Genomic DNA, 15679 nt, shown 5'->3' on the forward strand with positions numbered 1-15679 from the left:
AACTTTCCGTGATTTCAAAACTTCACCGTTGCCGGCATTCCCATGCGGAGGCGATTCTCTTCGTCATCCACAAAAATGCGCACTTCATAAAGGAGCGATGTCCTGAGTTCCTCCGTCTGTACAGATTTTGGCGTGAACTCCGCTGTATCGGAAATATATCCCACTTTTCCCTTAACCGCTTCATTCGGGAAACTGTCCACATAAACATCCGCTTCCATACCTTCCCGTAACTCGCCAAGACGGCTTTCAGGCACATACGCACGGATCCATTTCGGATCGGACAGACCGATAAGATACACCGGCCTCGCAGCAGATGCCATATCCCCCGTTTCCATCAAGCGGGAACGGATCACGCCGTCCTGCGGCGCGACAAGCGTTGCCTGGCTCAAATTGTACAGATCATTTTCAAGACCTGCTTTCAAAGCGGAAAGCTGCGCTTCCGCCGCCGCGATATCTTCATCACGGGGCCCTTTGTTTGCCAAAGACAATGCAGCCTTCGCATTTTCCAAATTGGCAGCCGCCGCTTTCCATCGTGCTTCCGCATCATCGGCACTTTGCCTGCTTACCGCACCGTCGGCAAGAAGCGATGCCATACGCCGGTAGTAAGCGCGGGCATTATTTTCCGCGGCCGCCAGAGATTCCACCTGCGCTGCCGCCTGGGTAATTTCTTCCGGACGGGAACCGTTGTGCAGCTTTGCCACCACCGCTTCCTGCTGGGCAATCACCGCCTTCTTTTGGGCAATCGCCAGCTCCAGCGGGCGGGTATCCAGCCTCGCCAGCACATCGCCTGCCTTCACCGCATCGCCTTCCTCTTTCAGCATTTCCTCGATCCGCCCATTGCTGTTGAAAGCAAGAGAAATCTGACGAATATCTACATTTCCGTAAAGGATCAGTCTTCCCTGTTCCGCATTCCTGCTCTTATAAAAGAAATATCCCGCAGCAAAAGCGATCACCAAAACCACGGCAATGATGACCGATTTCCTGTTCCGCCCCAGCCATTCCATTTTCAAGTATCCTTTCTTCCTGAACGCTGCTTTCTCATAAATTCCATTCTTTTCTCCATGGTATCAAATTCAAATTTGAATTACAAGTTCACGTAAAAGAAAACGGATTGACGGAAACCGCTTCTTCCTGCGGCTGCCGGACAGGGTGTTTTAACCGCCGGTACAGAATACTCTCCTCCGGCAGTGATTTGGAAATCATCTGCATCAATCATAAGAAAAAAATAGTTCTTTGTTATTTCTTTTCCTGTAAATACCGCTTCCATAAAAAATTTTAAAAAAATAATTGAAAGTAGTTTTCAAAATCATTTATTTGTGATATACTACTTACAGGCAGAAGCGGATTCATGAAACGGTTCTGCCGTTGGGAAATTTTCGCACTCCCAAGCGAAAATCACTCCTTTCCAACTTCCTTTATTTTTTTATACTCCTGAAAAGGGACGGTGCGAGCCGTCCTTTTTTACTGTATAAGGGAATCGGCTTCCAGAAATACCGCTCTCCCGTTTTTTCTGAAAAGGCAAACAAGGCTTACAGGACATTTCATATCAATACATTACGATAACGGATTCCACCCTCTATACTGTTTTGCATCAGCTTTCCGTTCCCGCATTCCTAACCACGAAAATAAACATTTAATACAAAACCTGTCCCAAGACGGACACATGAAAAGCCCGCGATGATCTTATTTTCTCCCGCGGGCTTTTCATTTTTGATTTTATTTTTCGATGCTTACGAATTTGTAATCTTTGTCTTCGACAGCCTTCCGTACATCCGCATCAGCGACTTCTTTGGAAAGAGTGAGCACGGCGGTACCCGTTTCATGGGACACTTCCGCGCGATCCACGCCGTCAATGGCCTCCAGCGATTTCTTTACTGTCGCCTCGCAGTGGCCGCACATCATGCCTTCAATTTTTACTGTTTCTTTCATTTTCATTTCCTCCTTTGGAAATACCATTCCTTTGTAAATGTAATCCGCTTCGGAAATTGCTTTCTTCACGGTTTCTTCATCAGGAGCGGCCGAGCAAGTCATCTTTACTTTTCCTGTGGTATGATCCGCTTTTGCTTCCACAACACCTTTTATTTTCTTCAACGCATTTTCCACGTGGTGCTCGCATATTTCACAGGTCATGCCTTCTACGGAAATAATAGCCGCCCTTTCCTTTCCTGCCGCCTCTTTCTTCTCTATAGCAGTGCCGGTTTCTGCACCAGGCACTTCCGCCGGCAGAAGCGCTTTCTTCTTCAGAGGCTTGTCCTTCCCGCTGTCATGGACTTTAAACAGATTCAGCCGAAGGGCATTCAGACAGACGGTGACACTGGAAAGAGCCATCGCCGCCGCGCTCCACATGGGATTTATGGAAATCATAGGATATACGCCGGCCGCCACGGGGATAAGCAGAATATTATATGCGAAGGCCCAAAATAAATTTTCACGGATATTTTTCAGCGTCTTCCTGCTTAATCGGATGGCAGCGGAAACATCGGTGAGCCTGGAATTCATAAGAACGATGTCGGCGGAGTCGACAGCTACATCTGTCCCTGCGCCGATGGCAATCCCGATATCCGCCCCGGTAAGCGCGGGTGCATCATTGATCCCGTCCCCTACCATGGCCGTCCTGCCCCGTTTCTGCAGATTTTTGATAACAGCCGCTTTCCCGTCAGGAAGGACGCCTGCAATGACACGGTCAACACCCGCTTCTTTCCCGATGGCGTCTGCCGTCCGCTGATTATCTCCTGTGAGCATGATGATTTCAATCCCCATATGCTGCAGTTCTTTAACAGCTTGGGCGGAGTCTTTCTTAATCACATCGGCGACGGCTATAATCCCCAAGAAGATCCCGTTCCGTTCAAAGAAAATCGGCGTTTTTCCTTCCCCCCCCAATGCCCGGGAGAGTTCTGTCATATCCTGCGGTATATCCGCCAGCGTGGAAATATAGGTTTCCGACCCGCCGTGAATCGTGTCCCCGTCCATAACGGCGGCAAGGCCGTTTCCCGCAAGAACCCGGAATCCGGAGGTTTCTTTCGGACTCATGCCTCTTTCTTCCGCCTTTTCCACAACGGCCCGGGCAAGGGGATGCTCGGATTTCCGTTCCAGCGAATACGCCAGAAGGAGAAGTTCATCGTCCGTCATATGTCCCGCAGGATAAATGCCGGTAACTTTCGGCTTCCCTTCCGTAACGGTACCGGTCTTGTCAAGCGCGACAATCTGTATTTTTCCCGCATTTTCAAGAGATTCGCTTGTTTTGAAAAGAATGCCGTTTTTCGCGCCTACACCGCTGCCGACCATAATGGCAACGGGCGTTGCCAGTCCCAGCGCACAGGGACAGGAAATGACGAGAACGCAGATGGCGTATTCCAATGCTTTCGCCACGGGCGCGCCGAGGAGTGTCCACACGATCATGACGAGAACGGCTGTACCGATGACGGCAGGCACGAAAACGGCGGACACGGCATCAGCGATTCTTGCAATCGGCGCTTTTGTAGCAGCCGCATCGCTGACCATGCGGATGATCTGTGAGAAGGTCGTGTCTTCGCCCACACGGGTGGCACGGGCACGGATGAATCCGGAACGGTTTATAGTGGCAGCTTTCACGGTGTCGCCTTCTGCTTTGTCCACCGGAACGGATTCTCCCGTAAGAGCGGATTCGTCTGCCGCTGCCGCGCCTTCTATAATCACGCCGTCTACGGGAATGGTTTCTCCCGGTCTTACGACAAAGATATCTCCCGGCTGCACCTCGTCGATGGCAACGGATACTTCCTGCCCGTCTTTTTCAATGGCCGCCGTTTTTGGCGCCATCTTCATCAGACTTTTCAAAGCATCGGTGGTCCGGCCTTTGGATAGAGATTCCAGTGTTTTCCCTACAGTGATGAGAGCAGGAATCATGGCGGCGGACTCAAAGTAAAGCCGGTCGTGATAAATTTCCATGAGATCCGTGTTCGATGTACCATGCGTAAGGAGGTAGGTCATCTCATAAAGAACATAGAGCGACCAGAGGAAGGAAACTCCCGAGCCGAGCGCCACGAGGGTATCCATATTCGGCGCGCCATGGGCGAGGGATTTCCCGCCGGAAAGGAAGAAATCTTTATTGACATACATCACGATAAGGGCAAGGAACATTTCTGTCAGAGCAAGTCCCAGATGATTATGGTCAAAAAATGCGGGAACAGGCCAGCCGAGCATATTGTGCCCCATGGTGATATACATGAGGAGCGCAAGAAATACGGCAGACCATATGAGGCGCCTTTTGAGCTTCGGTGTTTCATGGTCGGCCAGGGCTTCCGCTTCCTGTGCCAGTTTTTCTGAAGCGGAGCTCTTTTTCTTTTCTTCACCTTTGAGCCGCGCTCCGTACCCCGCGTTTTCAACGGCGCGGATGATTTCTTCGTTTGATGCGGTGCCGTCGACCGCCATGGAATTTGTCAGGAGCGCCACGGCCACCGAAGAGACCCCCGGCACTTCAGCGACTGCCTTTTCCACATGGGACTGGCACGCTGCGCAGGTCATGCCTGTAACCGTATATTGTCTCATTTTTTACCTCTTTCATTTCCTGTCAAAAAATTATTTCATCAGTTTTTGGAGCATGGTGCAGAGCTCATCCACTTTTCCGTCCCGTCCTTCGCGGATATCATCGGAAACGCAGCCTCGGATATGGGATGCCAGAAGCAGTTTGTTAAAAGAATTCAGCGCATTGGATACGGCTGATACCTGCATGAGGATATCTGGGCAGTATGCGTCAGCTTCCACCATTTTCTGTATGCCCCTGATCTGCCCTTCCACCGTCTTAAGGCGGATAAGCAGTTTCTTTTGTTCTGCCGGTGTCCGTTCCGTACGGCAGCAGGCTTCCTCTGTTTCCATACCGGTTATCTGTTTTGTCTCCTTCGCTTCCATTTCATTTTCCTCTCTGCTTTTTCGTACTCTCTCTCATTCTTACTGCTGAATCGAAAATCTTCTTTTTGATTATACTATACCCCCCTTGGGTCTATCTGTCAATAAAAAAATTAAATATACGGAATAAATCCGAAAAACATGTCCGCTGCCATACGGAAATAAACTGGAAGAACGCAGTCATATGCAAACAAAATACCGAATAGAAAAAGCAAAGCGGCAGGATCGTTTTGTCATCCTGCCGTCTTGTATAAAGCTAAACTTTCTGTAAACCGAGATTTGCCTGTTTCTTTTCAGAAATGGATATTCCTACAACCGCACACCTATCTCCATACACCGCTTCGGAAATCAATGAATCCTATCCCCGTCCGGCTTCTTCTCTTCCGCATTGATAATTTCTGTTTTTCTCATTGTTTATATATTCTTCTAACGCCTGTATCATGAGCGGATCCCGTTCCGGAATATAGTATGGATTCTCATACAAGTCAGCCTGTTTATATCCCGACTTGGTCAATATACTGCACGAAAGGCTGTCCAATATGTCCTGATCCGAATCATATTCTTCCACATCCATACCAATCCTGTAATAGAAGTATCCTATAAACCTGTATGGCTCTTCAATCGGGTAATTCCACCACCAGGATTCCCAATACAGATGTGCGAAATTCATTACAGACTCTGGTGTCCGGCAGTTTCCTTTCAGATATTTGAACGCTGCATGAAAAACCGTATCCCAGCCAAAATCTTTCACAAGACCGGCCGCGAGTTCTTCCATCTTTTCCTCTTCCTGTTCCGACAACTCAACAAACCAGTCACGATTAAAGAATACATTCAGTTTTTGATTCAGCTCTTCATGAAAAGACATTTTTATCTCCGGATGTTAAAATGTCAATTTATGCGATTTCCCTGTGTATAAATTCATTATACCATCTTTGTCTGCGATTCATATATCTCCTTATGCTTGCTGTTCAGCTGCCGGGAGAGGATTATTTTTACAGCTTTTTCTCCGTTTTACATCCTGTCTCCCCCATACTATAATGAAAGAAAATATATTTCTTTAAGGAGGTTATCATGGCAGATCTTACGGTGGGCAAAAAAGCGCCCCTATTCACACTTCCGTCTGACGGCGGACAGGATATTTCCCTTTCCGATTACAAGGGCGGGAAGGTGATTCTTTATTTCTATCCGAAAGATAATACTTCCGGGTGCACGCTGGAAGCGCAGGCATTCCGCGCCAATCTGGAAGAATTTAAGAAGCGGGGTTATTCCGTACTTGGCGTGAGCCGCGACAGCGTGAAAAAGCACTGCAATTTCCGCGACAAGTATGAACTTAATTTCCCTCTCCTTTCTGATGAAAAGGAAACGGTGTGCAATTTGTACGGCGTCATGAAAGAAAAGAGCATGTACGGGAAAAAATACATGGGCATCGAGCGCTCCACATTCATCATTGATGAAAAAGGCGTATTGGTAAAAGAATACAGGAACGTGAAAGCTGCTTCTCATGTAAACGATCTGCTGAGAGATCTGCCATAGCCAATTATAAAGAGGCTGTGACAAAATATTTTTGTGCCTTGTCACAGCCCCTCCACTCATGCCTTTTCGGTGGACAAAAAAAGAGCGTCGTTTCTTTTTACGGAAACTCCGCTCTTTTTTCATTTCAATCCGTCAGATCTTCAATGAGCCATGCCTTTTCAAAGGGGAAAGCGGCATATGCTTCGCCTTCCAGGATCGCCCTGCCGGGGTCGTAAATATCGATAATCCATTCCTTGCCAAGACTGTCATTGACAAAGTAGCGGATTTTTTCTCCAAGGAACATTTTATTTTGAATGGTGACTTTTACATTCACCTGCCCGTCAACGGCCTCTTTCACCAACTTCAGACATTCGGGACGGATGCTCAGGCAGTATTCCTGCCCTGCATTTACGCTCTTCGTAGTGGGAATTCTGTCGTTTCCGTAAGAAACAGTATTTTCTCCCAGCCCTTTTACGCTGAGGAGGTTTGTCGTGCCGATGAAGTCCGCCACGAACGGCGTTTTCGGTTCAAAGTAGATCTCCTGGGGCGATCCTGTCTGATGGACGACGCCGCCTTTAAGGACGACAATCATGTCCGACATGGAAAGAGCTTCCGACTGGTCATGGGTGACATAAATCGTGGAAAGCCCCATCTTCTTCTGGATGTCACGGAGTTCCACGCGGACGCTTTCGCGCAGCTTCGCATCCAAATTGGACAGCGGTTCATCAAGAAGAAGAACTTCAGGATTCATGACAAGGGCACGGGCCACAGCAACACGCTGCTGCTGTCCGCCGGACATCTGGTTCGGGAAACGGTCCTCCATGCCTTTGAGCTGCATGAGATCAAGCGCTTCTTTGACACGTCTTTCTATTTCCTCTTTCGGACGGTTCTTCACACGAAGTCCATAGGAAACATTATCAAAAACGTTCATATGCGGAAAGAGGGCATATTCCTGAAATACCATGGCCGTATTTCTGCTGTAAGGAGGAATCCTTTCGATTCGTTTGCCGTTGAGAAGTATTTCCCCGTCATCCGGCTCATAGAAACCTGCCACCATGCGGAGAAGCGTGGTCTTACCGCAGCCTGACGGCCCGAGGAATGTAACGAAATGCCCCTTTTCAAAATCAATGTTCACGTCTTTGATGACATGGCTCCGACCGAAATATTTATTGATCTGTTTCAGCTGCAATACTAAGTCTGACATATTTCCACCTCTGTTGTAAACTTTGAGCGATTATAAATCAAAGATATTGATCTTGTCACGGAGTATCAGTTTCACCACACCGAAAGTCAGGTAAATAACAAGCATGATGCCTACGGCAGTGGCGCTGGCAGTCGGGAGGAATCCCTGATTTGCCAGGCTCATGATATTGATGGATGCCAAGTTCCATTCCGGTGACACGAGGAAAATAACGGTGCTTAAGGTGTTCATGGAACGCATAAACGCGTATACAAAGCTGACAGAAAGTGAATTTTTCAGCATAGGCAGCACAATTTTCCGGAAAGTCGTGAAGCTGCCTGCCCCTAAGTTGGTAGACGCCTGCTCTAAAGAGCCTTCAATCTGTTTCAGCCCCGCCACGGCCTGCCGATATCCTACCGGCAGCTGGCGGAGGGCCATACCGAGAATGATAATAGCAAGCGTACCCGTCATTTCAAGCGGTCCGTCATTAAAGGCGAGAATCATGGCAAGACCGATAAACGTCCCCGGCAGAGAGACGGGAAGCATGGCAAGGAAATCCATAACTGTTCTTCCCGGGAATTTTTTACGGAGCACCAGAAACGCCAGAGCAATGCCGAAGACCGTGCTGATTGCCGCCGTGGACATGGATGCCACCCAGGAGTTCACCATGACATTGGAGTTGATGACGCCTTCTTTGAAATACTCAAGAGTGAAGGTGTAATCCGCACCGAAAGAAACGGTAAAGGCAAAAAGCACGACCACACCGATAATCATAAGGATGCCCAAGCTGAGAAGCATGCAGAAAGTAAAGAAACACCATGTTGCCGCCGGTCCCGCCGTCACACGGATGAGGCCTGCCACGGGCTTTCCCGTAACGGTAACGTAAGAGTTCTTTTCCAGATAATACCGCTGTACAAAGAAAACAATGAGTGTCGGAATGACAAGGAATACGGAAAGCGTGGCGCCCATGGGAAGATCCCAGGCACCGGTGACCTGTGTGTATGCTTCCGTGGCCAGGACATGATAATTACCGCCGACCAGCATGGGGTTGCCAAAGTCCGCCAATGAGTTGATACCGACCAGGAGGAACGCGCTTGCCAGCCCCGGTGTAGCCAGTCTGAGGGTCACCGTACGGAAAAGGTACCACCCTTTCGCCCCCAGGTTCTGTGCCGCCAGTTCCAAATTCGGACTGATATTTTTCAAGACACCCGAAATAGTAATGTACGCCAGCGGGAAAAAAGCGATAGTCTGCGCTGCCCAAAGTCCGACAGGTCCGTAAAGATCCACCTTCAAATGAAGCATTTCCCATGTAATAAAGCCGCGGCGGCCGAAAAGCATGATGAATGCCAGACCGCTGACAACGGACGGCGCCATGGTAGGAAGCAGAGCCACCACCTGAAAGAAACGCTTGCACGGCATATTCGTGTAATTCACGCCGTAAGCGAAAATGAATCCGAAAACGATAGCCGTCGCCGTAGCAACAAAGGACGAGAAGATCGTGTGGCTGAATACCTCGATGAACTCCTTATCCGTGACGGCGCGCATCCAGTCTGCCGATGTCGGAACGAGAAGAATTTTCACAAAAGGATAAATAATAAATACGGCAAACAGAAGGAATACGGCAAGAATACCGATGAGAAGCGGCGGCTCCCGAAGAAGTACTTTCATCTCCGCTGCGATTCCGGTGTGTTCGCGGCCGGACTCTTTTTCATTCATACAAAACTCCTTAGATATAAAAAGGATTTATTTCTTTAAAACAGCAGGTGCCTTCCGGCTTTTCCATCGGCGAGGGAAGGGCAGGTATAAAACAGACTATTTCTTAAATAAATAAAAGTAATAGATAAAAAGTTACCCCCACCGTCATTGGTGGAGGCAGCTTTTTGACAGACATATTATTCAGCAAAGAATGTATCGCAGTTCTTCTGTTTATCGGCGCCCGCCTTGACCAAATCATAAGTCTTGAACAGCGGCAGCTCTTTCAGCGGCTTCATGCCCTGGGGCGGAGCCACTTCCGGATTGCAGGCAATGCCGTTCGTCGTCTTTACAAGGATATCTCCCGCTTCTTTGGTAAGGACAAAATCAATAAACGCTTTCGCCACATCTTCATTGACTTTGTTCTTAATCTTGCCTACGGGACATACTGTCCAGCCTGCCTGATCGTAAATGGTGCTCACCAGTTTCTGTCCCTTGGCGCTGACCAGATTCTGATCGGAAATAAAATTGACGGCGATAAGATATTCGCCGGCGCCGGCTTTCTGTCCCGGTGTAAATCCGGAAGGAGTGAACTGCGCCACCTGCGGTTTCAGCGCTTTCAGGTATTCCCAGCCCTTTTCTTCTCCCATATTCTGGAGAACGGAACTGATAAAGGTGTTGCCTGTACCGGATTTACGGGGATCAGGCATAATAATTTCCCCTTTGAATTCAGGTTTCAGAAGATCCTGCAGTGTCGTCGGAGCGGCGACGCCTTTCGGTTTAAATTCTTCATTGAAACGTTTTTCATTGTAGCCGATTGCCAAAACTTCCAGATACGTGCCATACCAGAAACCGTCTTTGTCCTGGTATTCAGGCATGATCATTTTGGCATTCTTGGATTTATAAGCTTCCAGAAGTCCGTCAGCCGCCGCTTTCGCATGGGCGTCCGCCGTTCCGCCGAGCCAGATATCCGCTTTCGGTGCGTCTTTTTCTGCCGTGATACGGGCAAGAGCTTCCCCGGTCGGCAGACGGATGAAGCTTACATCTGCACCGGTCTGCTTCTTAAACAGATCCGCCAGTTCTTTCGCCGTGTCTTCATGGAAAGACACATACATCACCAACTTCTTGCCTTTCAGATCCTGACCGCCCGCTTTCGCACCGCCTGCAGCCGCCTTGTCACCGCCGCCGCAGCCGGCAGCAATCAACGCCAATCCGGCCAGGGTGCATGCAGCAAGAGCCTTCCATTTCATGAAAAACATCTCCTCTCAAATCTTAAATATGTTTACTTACCAAAGCAATTTTAGCATATATCCCAGACACTAACTATAAAAAGAAAGTCCGTTGTAATTTTAGCATAAATGTATGCTGTTTTCATTACTTTTTATCATTACATAACACATATTCCTTTTCCCGTTTTCATATTTTCTGCAAAAGAAAAGGACGCCTTTTACGAAACGTCCTGTCCTTTGTCAATTTATCTTCTTCCCGTTACTGTTTTTCCCCGGACTTTTCTGCCGATCGGCCCGAAATCCTGTCAAGAAGTTTATTCCCCGCGGATTTCACTTTATCCTTCAATGCTTTTTTCGTTTTCTCCGCTTCTTCCTTTTTCTTCTTTTCCGCCGCTTCCGCTTCCTGCTTCGCCCGCGCGGCCCTTGCTTTTTCCATACTGCTTCTTACGGAAGCAGGAATTTCGAAGTTCTTCACGGTATAACCGCTTTCCGCTTCGTACATATAATCGCGCCAGATCGCCGCCGGAATGGTGCCGCCGGTATACCCCGCATTGGTGGACGCGTCATCGCCGATCCAGACCGCCGTGGAAAGATCCGGCGTATATCCGACAAACCATGCGTCATGTTCATCATCAGTAGTCCCCGTCTTGCCTGCCGACGGCCGTCCGATATACGCATTTCCGCCGGTCCCGCGGGAGATGACTTCTTCCAGCACGCTCGTCAATGTCCATGCCGAGGCTTCATCAACGACCTGCGTACTTTCCGGCGCGCCGGAATGATCTTCAAGCACCTTTCCATTGCGGTCGACAACTTTCATAATGACCGTCGGTTCCACCAGTTTGCCGCCGTTTGCAAACACGCTGTATGCTTTTGCCATATCCCAGACGGATACGCCGTAAGTCAGACCACCGAGAGCTGTTGCCAAGTTCGTATCACTGTATTCACCCTCGGTAACTAAGGTGGAAATCCCCACATTTTTTGCCGTCTGAATAATTTTTCCCATGCCTACCTGATCCGCCAGATGGACCGTAGGTATATTCATGGACTTCACAAGCGCTTCCATGACGGTTACGCTGCCGCCGGAAGTGCCTCCGTAATTCTTTGGTATCCAGCCGCCGCCGAAATCTTTCGTTTCATTACTAAGAATGTCGAAAGGCGTTACTTTGTTTGCAAATGCCGTCAGATAGACAAAAGGTTTAAAAGCCGAACCCGGCTGGCGGGTCATCTGTACAGCGCGGTTAAAGTGATCCTGCCCGCGGCCGCCCACCATAGCGCGGACGTATCCCGTTCCCACTTCTATGGAAACAAGGGCGCCTTGAGGCTGTGTCAATTTCTTATCATCGGTATAGGCATTAGGAAGATTTTTCTTCAGGGCCGCTTCCGCTTCCTTCTGCAAATCAAGATCCAGCGTAGTGTAAATCTGCAGGCCCTCTTTGTAGATCGCATCGGAATCATACTTTTCGCTGATCAAGTGAATGACATAATTTACAAAATAAGACGCCACACTATCCGTTCCCCGCTGTTCCTGGGGCCGGGCCAGATGGATATCCGCTTCTTTTGCCGCAGCGGCCTCACTCTCGGTAATGTACCCGTACTTCACCATCTGATCAAGAACGATGGACTGCCGCTGTTTTGCCGCTTCTACACTGTGGAACGGAGAGTAATAATTCGGACTGTTCGGAAGACCCGCTATGAGCGCGCACTGGGCAAGAGACAAATCCTTCACATCTTTTCCAAAATACACTTTAGATGCCGTCTGGATACCATAACAGCCCTGTCCGAAATAAATCTGGTTCATATACATTTCCAGAATTTCTTTTTTGGTATACTGCCGCTCTATCTTTAAAGCAAGAAAAGCCTCCAGCAGCTTGCGTTTCAGCGTCTGTTCCTGCGAAAGGAAAGCGTTTCGCGCCAGCTGCTGCGTAATGGTGCTCCCCCCCTGCGCCGTGGCATTGCCGCTGATGATATTTCTGAAAACGGCACGGATGATACCGATAGGATCCACGCCGTGATGTTCATAAAAACGGTTATCCTCTACCGCAATAAATGCGTTTTGTAAATTAGCCGGCACTTCATCAATGGACACGGGGAGACGGTTTTCCTCGGCGTGAACCGTAGTAATAAGCCGCCCCTTGGCATCATAAATGCGGGACGACGCATCCGGTGCAATATTTGCGGAAATATCCGGAAGCCCGCTGCTCACCGACAGAAAGAAACCTGCCGCCGCCCCGGCGCCTGCAATAAAAACGATAATGAAAAGAAAAAGAAAAATCTTTTTTACCGTGGAAGATTTTTCTTTATGCTGTCTGCGAATTTCAGAATTTCTCATGAAAGCCGGCGCTCCTCTGATTAATCAATGTATATCTCATATAAAAATTTTTACTCAAAAATATGAACGGTTAAACCAAAAGATAATAATATTTGTTCCATTATAGCACAATCCCGCCGGCAAAAAAGAAAGAAGGCTTTCTCTTCCTTTTTAGAATCATCGTTTTTAAAATCATCGTTCCCCTTTTCTTTTCTGCCGCTGTTTCTTCCATCCCCGGTACAAGACTTCATCCCCTCATACCGTTTATGGAAATTTCATTTCTTATTCTACTATATACAGTACCCTCTTCTCTATAGGTGCCTATAGAAAAAATCTTGAATGAGTACCTCCATTGTGAAACGTTTCGTGAAACGCCAAGGCCTCCTGTCTCCTTTCCGCCCCATATCGACATGCCTGCATTTTCCATATTTTTGATTTTCCGCAGCTTTGAAAAATAATAGTATTTTTTTAATTCGTTTTTCCTATTCCATTTCCTGTGAATATGTTGTACTATAAATCACGATACAATATGTTGTATTACAGCAGAAGTAAAAACTATATTTTGTACGTATCATTTTAATTTTATTATATTCAATCATTAATAGGGAGTGTAGTCATGCAGCAGGGAAATGAAGAGAACGTCATCGTCCGCACAAATGTCATCAAAAGAAACGGACAGGAAGTCACTTTCGATATCACGAAAATCATCAACGCTATCGGCAAAGCCAATCATGAAGTCGCCGGCATCCATCAGATGAATAATTTCCAGATACGTGCGATTGCGGATAATATCGCGAAGAAAATTTCCAATTATCCCCACGCGGCCAATGTCGAAGATATCCAGGATATGGTAGAAACGGGCATCATGGAAATGCGCGGCTATGAAGTGGCCCAGAAATACGTCCGTTATCGTTATAAACGCGAAATTTCCCGCAAGAGCAATACCACCGATGACGGTATTCTTTCTCTGATCGAACTTAATAATGAAGAAGTAAAACAGGAAAACTCCAATAAAAATCCTGTCATCAATTCTACCCAGCGCGACTATATGGCCGGCGAGGTATCCAAAGACCTCACGCGCCGCCTTCTTCTTCCTGAAGAAATCGTCAAGGCGCATGATGAAGGCATCATTCACTTCCATGATGCCGACTATTTCGCGCAGAAAGAACATAACTGCGATCTCATTAACCTGGAAGACATGCTCCAGAACGGTACTGTCATCAGCCAGACGATGATTGAAAAACCCCATTCTTTCTTCACCGCCTGCAATGTAACGACCCAGATTGTTGCCCAGGTGGCGTCCAACCAGTACGGCGGCCAGTCCTTTACGCTTTCTCACCTTGCGCCCTTCGTCGATATCAGCCGTCAGAAAATCAAAAAGGAAGTCATTGAAGAACGGAAGCTGACCGGCGAATCCATGAATGATGAAATCATTTCCAAAATTGTTGAAGCCCGTCTCCATGAAGAGATCAAGAGCGGTATTCAGACAATCCAGTACCAGCTCATTACTCTGATGACCTGTAACGGCCAGGCTCCTTTCGTCACCATGTTCATGTATCTTGATGAAGTACCGGAAGGCCGCACCCGTGACGATCTCGCCATGATCATCAAAGAAGTCCTTCTCCAAAGAATGAAGGGAGTAAAGAATGAAAAAGGCGTATGGATCACACCAGCATTCCCGAAACTGATCTACGTCCTTGATGAAGATAATATCCATGATGACTCCCCCTACTATGAGCTGACGAAACTTGCTGCGGAATGCACAGCAAAACGTCTCGTCCCCGACTATATTTCCGCGAAAATCATGAAGGAATACAAAAACGGCGACGTATACCCCTGCATGGGCTGCCGCAGCTTCCTCACCCCCGACACGGAAGGTCTTGGTAAAAATGGCGAGCATAAATATTACGGCCGTTTCAACCAGGGCGTTGTCACACTGAATCTGGTAGACGTAGCCTGCTCGGCAGAAGGAAATATGGATGAATTCTGGAAAATCCTTGAAGACCGTCTCGAACTTTGCCACCGGGCTCTCCGCTGCCGTCACGAAAGACTTCTGGGCACCATTTCCGACGTAGCCCCCATCCTCTGGCAGCACGGCGCTCTTGCCCGTCTGAAAAAAGGCGAAGCCATCGATAAACTGCTCTTCAATAATTACAGCACCATTTCCCTCGGCTACGCAGGCCTCTATGAAATGTGCGTAAGAATGCTGGGCGTTTCCCACACCACGGAAGAAGGCAAAGCATTCGGCATGAAAGTTATGCAGAAGCTGAACGATAAGTGCGCCGAATGGAAAGCCGCCGAACATATCAGTTACTCCGTCTACGGCACTCCGATGGAATCCACCACTTATAAGTTTGCCAAATGCCTCCAGAAACGTTTCGGCATGATCCCCGGCGTCACGGATAAAAACTACATCACCAACAGTTACCATGTCCATGTGGCCGAACATATCGACGCTTTCCATAAACTGAAATTTGAATCCGATTTCCAGCGGCTCTCCCCGGGCGGCGCGATTTCCTACATCGAAGTGCCGAATATGCAGAACAACATCCCCGCTGTCATTGCCGTCATGAAGTACATCTATGAAAACATCATGTATGCGGAGCTGAATACCAAGAGCGACTACTGCATGCAGTGCGGCTACGACGGAGAGATCAAGATTATTGATGATGAAAACGGCAAACTCATCTGGGAATGCCCGAACTGCGGCAACCACGACCAGCACACCATGTCCGTGGCAAGAAGGACATGCGGATATATCGGCACCCAGTTCTGGAACCAGGGCCGCACACAGGAAATCAAAGACAGAGTCCTCCACCTTTAATCATCATTATTAAGATAAGGCGGCGCCATCCTGTATGAGCGCCGTTTTTATTC

At 48.2% G+C, this 15679-nt stretch carries 10 protein-coding genes; 2 read left to right on the forward strand and 8 right to left on the reverse strand.

What is annotated here, in order from left to right; translation table 11 throughout:
- Nucleotides 1–14: 14 nt before the first annotated feature.
- From GCWU000321_RS05360 to GCWU000321_RS05380, 4 genes are all read right to left on the reverse strand, one after another.
- Nucleotides 15–1004, reverse strand: coding sequence for an HlyD family secretion protein (locus tag GCWU000321_RS05360; RefSeq protein ID WP_007070091.1), 990 nt, complete (start codon nucleotides 1002–1004; stop codon nucleotides 15–17).
- Between the two features lie 712 nt (nucleotides 1005–1716).
- The gene (locus GCWU000321_RS05370; protein ID WP_007070093.1) at nucleotides 1717–4524 is read right to left on the reverse strand and encodes a heavy metal translocating P-type ATPase; all 2808 of its coding nucleotides are present in this window, start codon (nucleotides 4522–4524) and stop codon (nucleotides 1717–1719) included.
- Between the two features lie 30 nt (nucleotides 4525–4554).
- On the reverse strand, nucleotides 4555–4884 hold the full coding sequence (locus GCWU000321_RS05375) for a metal-sensing transcriptional repressor (protein WP_007070094.1): 330 nt from the start codon (nucleotides 4882–4884) through the stop codon (nucleotides 4555–4557).
- 355 nt (nucleotides 4885–5239) lie between these two features.
- On the reverse strand, nucleotides 5240–5746 hold the full coding sequence (locus GCWU000321_RS05380; protein ID WP_007070095.1) for a hypothetical protein: 507 nt from the start codon (nucleotides 5744–5746) through the stop codon (nucleotides 5240–5242).
- 206 nt (nucleotides 5747–5952) lie between these two features.
- Here GCWU000321_RS05380 and bcp point away from each other — a divergent pair, with 206 nt between their 5' ends.
- On the forward strand, nucleotides 5953–6414 hold the full coding sequence (gene bcp / locus GCWU000321_RS05385; protein ID WP_007070097.1) for a thioredoxin-dependent thiol peroxidase: 462 nt from the start codon (nucleotides 5953–5955) through the stop codon (nucleotides 6412–6414).
- Nucleotides 6415–6538: 124 nt separating this feature from the next.
- On the opposite strand, the gene GCWU000321_RS05390 is transcribed toward bcp, so the two are convergent.
- From GCWU000321_RS05390 to GCWU000321_RS05405, 4 genes are all read right to left on the reverse strand, one after another.
- On the reverse strand, nucleotides 6539–7597 hold the full coding sequence (locus tag GCWU000321_RS05390; RefSeq protein WP_007070098.1) for an ABC transporter ATP-binding protein: 1059 nt from the start codon (nucleotides 7595–7597) through the stop codon (nucleotides 6539–6541).
- Nucleotides 7598–7627: 30 nt separating this feature from the next.
- Nucleotides 7628–9289, reverse strand: a complete 1662-nt coding sequence (locus tag GCWU000321_RS05395) for an ABC transporter permease (RefSeq protein WP_007070099.1) — start codon at nucleotides 9287–9289, stop codon at nucleotides 7628–7630.
- 176 nt (nucleotides 9290–9465) lie between these two features.
- Entirely contained in the window at nucleotides 9466–10515 is a 1050-nt protein-coding gene (locus GCWU000321_RS05400) for an ABC transporter substrate-binding protein (protein ID WP_050754521.1), read from the reverse strand.
- A gap of 238 nt (nucleotides 10516–10753) precedes the next feature.
- On the reverse strand, nucleotides 10754–12823 hold the full coding sequence (locus GCWU000321_RS05405; protein WP_007070101.1) for a transglycosylase domain-containing protein: 2070 nt from the start codon (nucleotides 12821–12823) through the stop codon (nucleotides 10754–10756).
- Nucleotides 12824–13418: 595 nt separating this feature from the next.
- Between GCWU000321_RS05405 and nrdD the strand changes: the two genes are divergently transcribed.
- Entirely contained in the window at nucleotides 13419–15626 is a 2208-nt protein-coding gene (nrdD, locus tag GCWU000321_RS05420) for an anaerobic ribonucleoside-triphosphate reductase (protein WP_007070104.1), read from the forward strand.
- Nucleotides 15627–15679: the final 53 nt, after the last annotated feature.

The sequence above is a fragment of the Dialister invisus DSM 15470 genome (assembly GCF_000160055.1).
GTDB classification, from domain to species: domain Bacteria; phylum Bacillota; class Negativicutes; order Veillonellales; family Dialisteraceae; genus Dialister; species Dialister invisus.